Raw genomic sequence first — 4,040 nt, 5'->3', positions numbered from 1 at the left:
GGTGGCCAGCAGTTCCAGATATTCCCTCGTCCCCGTGGGACAAAATTCGTGGCAATGAGCGGAAATAGCAAGCTTTTCCATTACATTGGACAGAACCAACGAATCAGAAGTGGCGACAAACTCCCGCCAGTATTCCAGTGCCACCATTTCAGGTCGAAGACTGTAATCGCCATCGCCGGAAGAAATCAGAAAATGCAACTCTTGCAAGCGGGTCACGATGCGCATATGCAAGCGAATTTGAGCACGGAAACGTTTTTCCTGGTCCACCTGATCATTAATATCTTCTTTGAGATCCCGGATATCTGTAAGAGCATCCCGTGATGTTTTTAAGGCAAAGCCACTCATAAAAGTCAATGTCATTGCCACCAGTGCCAATAATACATTGGGAGAGAGCGAACTATCCACTGGAAGCATATTGTTAGATGGCTGGCTGCCCGGAAGATTGGCCTGCTTGTTTTGTTGTTGGCCAGTCTGTTGGATGTACGTTCCAGTTGCCAACGGCATTGCGAGATAAGCGGACGCACCAAAAAACAAAGCAACAACGAAATTCCATCTAAAAACATGCGGTCGGTGTCGGTTACTGTATCTGGCGAATTTCAACAAAAGCCCACCCATCACCAACAAAAAAACGAACAGCGCGCCCCTCAACTCTGTAGAGGGAAAGATTTTCCAAAAATCTGCAAAACTTTTAATGAAATCGGGCGAGAAGAAATTATTCACAAAAACTGTCTCCTTGTCTCTGCGCCAAAGACGTGAACCGCGTTCACCAAGAATCTGATAATGTTTACAAACCAGGAATTAACAGTTTCGCCAGTTCCCCAGCCAGTTGCCCCAATGAGACAGTAAACTTGGAAAGAATGACCGGATTTTCTTGCCCAGGCAATTGATAATCAAAGGCCTCTTGCACAGCGGTCAGGTACAAGTAGGGAATCTTTTTCTCCGCCAGCCACACACCCAAAAGTTGGCCGTCATTCATATGGGTCACTTTGAGACCGGTATTAAACCCCTTCCGATCGGCAGCGGTCGCATTCATATTGAGGTCCAACACAACAGCATGCGCCGGTGGGTCCCTGTTTTCCATCCTCTGTCGGGCAGTTGCCAACTCCTTGACGATATCGCAGGAGACACCATATTTTTTGGCCAAATCTCCGGGAATGGGAGCCAGAGTTCTGGGTGTATCATCAACAAAAAGAATGCGTTTCCCGTTCAGCACTACTCTTATTTCAGTATCAGTCATCATTGGTTTTCTCCTCTCCCTTGAATACAGCCAGTGGCCAACGCAGCGTGGCCTGAACTCGAGGCTCTCCTCCCTCCATGACATTGTCCAACGCGATACTCCCACCGTATATTTCAATCCACACCCTGTTGGAGGCCAGGGCCACATGGGATCCCCCTTTGGAGTCCTGGGATTTTTGATAGGCAGTGAATTTCAACCGGTCGGCCTCGGCAGACATCTGTCCGGGGTTGACAAGGGTCAACATCCACAACTCCTCTTCCACATAGGCCGTCACAACGATATTGGGTCTCTCCCCATGGCTATGCTGGTAGGCGTTATCCGCCAGACATCGCACCACCCGTCCAAACACCTCTCCCCGACCAGCCAACGACCTCTCCCAGATGGAATCATCCCTGGGCGTGGTTACCGTCAACCGGGCATCGACATCCTGGTGAATACGTTGGGCCCGTTCCAGGGCGTCCCACACCAGAGAACCGGGAGAGAAAAAGGAGTTTTCTCCTTCCTTGTCCTGGGCACCACCCATTTGCAACCGCATAAAATAGCCCGTGAGATCATGAAGACGGCCCAGGTAGGCCAAGGCCGTCCGCAATCCTTCGGGATCTACGTTTTTCTCCTCCAACGCAGCTAGAATATTACGTCTGACGGGAACCAGATCCGAGCGAAATTCATGGACAAAGGCAAGTTCCCAGAGACGTTGCTGCTCACGCTCTTTGACCGCCTCCAGAAACCACCGGACCCGCTGCAACAGTGCCCGTGCAGCCGCCACCCGATCGGCGTCAAACTGATAGGCCGTTGCTCCATGAAGACACAACACCCCAATCATCCGCTCTCGATGCCCCACGGGCAACACCAGAACAGAGGCAAACCCGTGCTCAAACCATGCGTACAATGCTTCAGGGGCATCAACCTTTGGAAACAATCCACAGGCCAGGATCTCCTTTTTGTCGTCGGAACGTTGATAGTCGGGAATATGAACCTCCTCCTGCTTGTTCCAACACCGGACTGCAGGCTGTTCTCGCTGCTCCAGGGGAAACCCGACATCCTTCAGGTAGGACATTTTCTCCTCCGGAAAAGAGGCCTGTTCTCTTAGGTGGCGGAAAAGCGGACCCAGCCCCCCAACCGGTTTACCGATGGCACGTTGATTCAGGCCATGAAACAGGTGGGCCGGGGGGTGGAGAATCCCCGTCTCAAGCAGATTTTGCGGGAGACGGCGGGGATTGGCACCGAGGCGACCCGTGCAGCGATCATAGAAAACTTGTTGAAACGGGAGTTGCTGGCCAAGGAGGGGAAAAAAAATCTGGTCAGCACGGAGACGGGTCGGATGTTGGTGGATTTGCTGCCTCACAGTGTCACCGACCCGGCCACCACGGCTGTCTGGGAGCAGGCTCTGGATGATATTGCCCAGGGTCAGGGTTCGTTGGCGGAGTTTCAGGCCAAGGTGGAGCTGTGGGTGACCCGTCTGACCGAGCAGGTCAAGCGGAGGAGTCCGCTGGAGCGGTCGATAGGCTTGTCGTCACCTGCGGTGGTCGCAGAGGGCTCTGCCTCCCCGGCCTGTCCCCAGTGTGGCCGGCCCATGCGGCAGCGGCGAAGTGCCCAGGGGGAGTTTTGGGGCTGTTCCGGTTATCCCGCCTGCCGGGGGACCCTGCCAGGAACTGCCGGAGCGGCGATCAGCGACCCGACCGGGGTGGGAGCCCCCTGTCCCCTGTGCAAAAAAGGCCAACTGGTCACCCGCACGGCCCACCGGGGAAAAAACAAGGACCAGCCGTTTTTGGGGTGCAACCAGTATCCGGCGTGTCGATTTAGCCGGTCGACGGAAAGGTAGCCGGGGGCGCAACGTGCCGAACTAGGGGAAGAAAGCCCTTGAAATATAGAACTGAGTTTCATATCATTGAGCATGTTCCTTACCGTATCCGAAACAAGACATCATGCACATTTTCAAAACTAGGTGGTTTGTCAAGTTTGCCAGACAGGAACATATCAGCGATATCCTTCTGTGCGAAGCTGTTTGGGCTGCAGAGGCCGGACAGGTGGATGCCGATTATGGAGGCAATGTTATCAAACAGCGCATTGCCAGGGAGGGTGCTGGAAAATCGGGAGGGTACCGCAGTATCATTCTCTTTCGTCGGGGAGACAAGGCATTTTTCGTCTATGGGTTCCCGAAGAACGACAGAAATAATATCAACGATTTCGAGGAAAAAGCGTTCAAAAAGATGGCGGATATTGTGTTCGCCCTGTCCGATGCAGCACTGGCCGATTTTATCAGAAGAGGCACATATCAGGAGGTAAAATGCCATGAGCAAACGTCCACTGTACAAAAGCGACGCGATGGAGGCGATTCATCAGACCCTCTCCGAAATGTGTGAGGCCGGAGCCGTCGACAGGCAGACCATGCATGAATTCGACGAGGTATGTCTGACTGCGGTGCAGGAATTCACACCGGGGGAGATTCGTCGACTGCGTGAGCAGTCTCAGGTCAGTCAGGAAATTTTCGCCAACTATTTCAACGTCTCAAAGGCATCCATCTCCCGGTGGGAACGGGGCACCAAAAAGCCCTCCGGGCCGTCCTTGAAGCTCTTGTCCCTGGTCGCCCAGAAAGGGCTTCCTGCCATTGCCTGACGCGCCCAGGAAAACAGCCCCGCTGCTGCTCACACGGCATTGCCCCCCAACCGCTGCAGCAGAGTGAGGGCGGCCTTGCTGACCCTCTTCTGGTAAGGTTCAGGAGAGGTGGTGGCCAGCAGTTCCAGATATTCCCTCGTCCCCGTGGGACAAAATTCGTGGCAATGAGCGGAAATAGCAAGCTTTT

General features: G+C 53.7%; 6 protein-coding genes. 3 read left to right on the top strand and 3 right to left on the bottom strand.

The features are described 5' to 3' along the window. From EJP87_RS14370 to EJP87_RS14360, 3 genes are all read right to left on the bottom strand, one after another. Nucleotides 1–720, bottom strand: a 720-nt coding sequence (locus tag EJP87_RS14370) for a hypothetical protein (RefSeq protein ID WP_130472555.1), incomplete at its 3' end; no start/stop codon positions are given. Between the two features lie 64 nt (nucleotides 721–784). Continuing rightward, nucleotides 785–1,240, bottom strand: coding sequence for a hypothetical protein (locus EJP87_RS14365; RefSeq protein WP_130472554.1), 456 nt, complete (start codon nucleotides 1,238–1,240; stop codon nucleotides 785–787). After that, on the bottom strand, nucleotides 1,230–2,294 hold the full coding sequence (locus EJP87_RS14360; protein WP_130472553.1) for an ATP-binding protein: 1,065 nt from the start codon (nucleotides 2,292–2,294) through the stop codon (nucleotides 1,230–1,232). Before EJP87_RS14360 ends, EJP87_RS14365 begins: the two co-directional genes overlap by 11 nt. Nucleotides 2,295–2,327: 33 nt before the next feature. Between EJP87_RS14360 and EJP87_RS14355 the strand changes: the two genes are divergently transcribed. From EJP87_RS14355 to EJP87_RS14345, 3 genes are all read left to right on the top strand, one after another. Beyond that, the gene (locus EJP87_RS14355) at nucleotides 2,328–3,059 is read left to right on the top strand and encodes a DNA topoisomerase (RefSeq protein ID WP_130472552.1); all 732 of its coding nucleotides are present in this window, start codon (nucleotides 2,328–2,330) and stop codon (nucleotides 3,057–3,059) included. 103 nt (nucleotides 3,060–3,162) lie between these two features. Then, nucleotides 3,163–3,600, top strand: a complete 438-nt coding sequence (locus EJP87_RS14350) for a type II toxin-antitoxin system RelE/ParE family toxin (RefSeq protein ID WP_130472551.1) — start codon at nucleotides 3,163–3,165, stop codon at nucleotides 3,598–3,600. Next, nucleotides 3,530–3,853, top strand: coding sequence for a helix-turn-helix domain-containing protein (locus tag EJP87_RS14345; protein ID WP_130472550.1), 324 nt, complete (start codon nucleotides 3,530–3,532; stop codon nucleotides 3,851–3,853). The genes EJP87_RS14350 and EJP87_RS14345 overlap by 71 nt, the downstream gene beginning before the upstream one ends. Nucleotides 3,854–4,040 lie beyond the last annotated feature (187 nt).

The sequence above is a fragment of the Candidatus Magnetaquicoccus inordinatus genome, assembly GCF_004217665.1.
Classification (GTDB): Bacteria; Pseudomonadota; Magnetococcia; order Magnetococcales; family Magnetaquicoccaceae; genus Magnetaquicoccus; species Magnetaquicoccus inordinatus.
This window is presented reverse-complemented; position numbering and strand designations above follow the sequence as displayed.

Excerpts from the sequence above, each read along its gene's own strand:
- EJP87_RS14365 (WP_130472554.1), bottom strand. The coding sequence starts at position 1,240 with ATGATGACTGATACTGAAATAAGAGTAGTGCTGAACGGGAAACGCATT.
- EJP87_RS14360 (WP_130472553.1), bottom strand. The coding sequence starts at position 2,294 with ATGTCCTACCTGAAGGATGTCGGGTTTCCCCTGGAGCAGCGAGAACAG.
- EJP87_RS14350 (WP_130472551.1), top strand. The coding sequence starts at position 3,163 with ATGCACATTTTCAAAACTAGGTGGTTTGTCAAGTTTGCCAGACAGGAA.
- EJP87_RS14345 (WP_130472550.1), top strand. The coding sequence starts at position 3,530 with ATGAGCAAACGTCCACTGTACAAAAGCGACGCGATGGAGGCGATTCAT.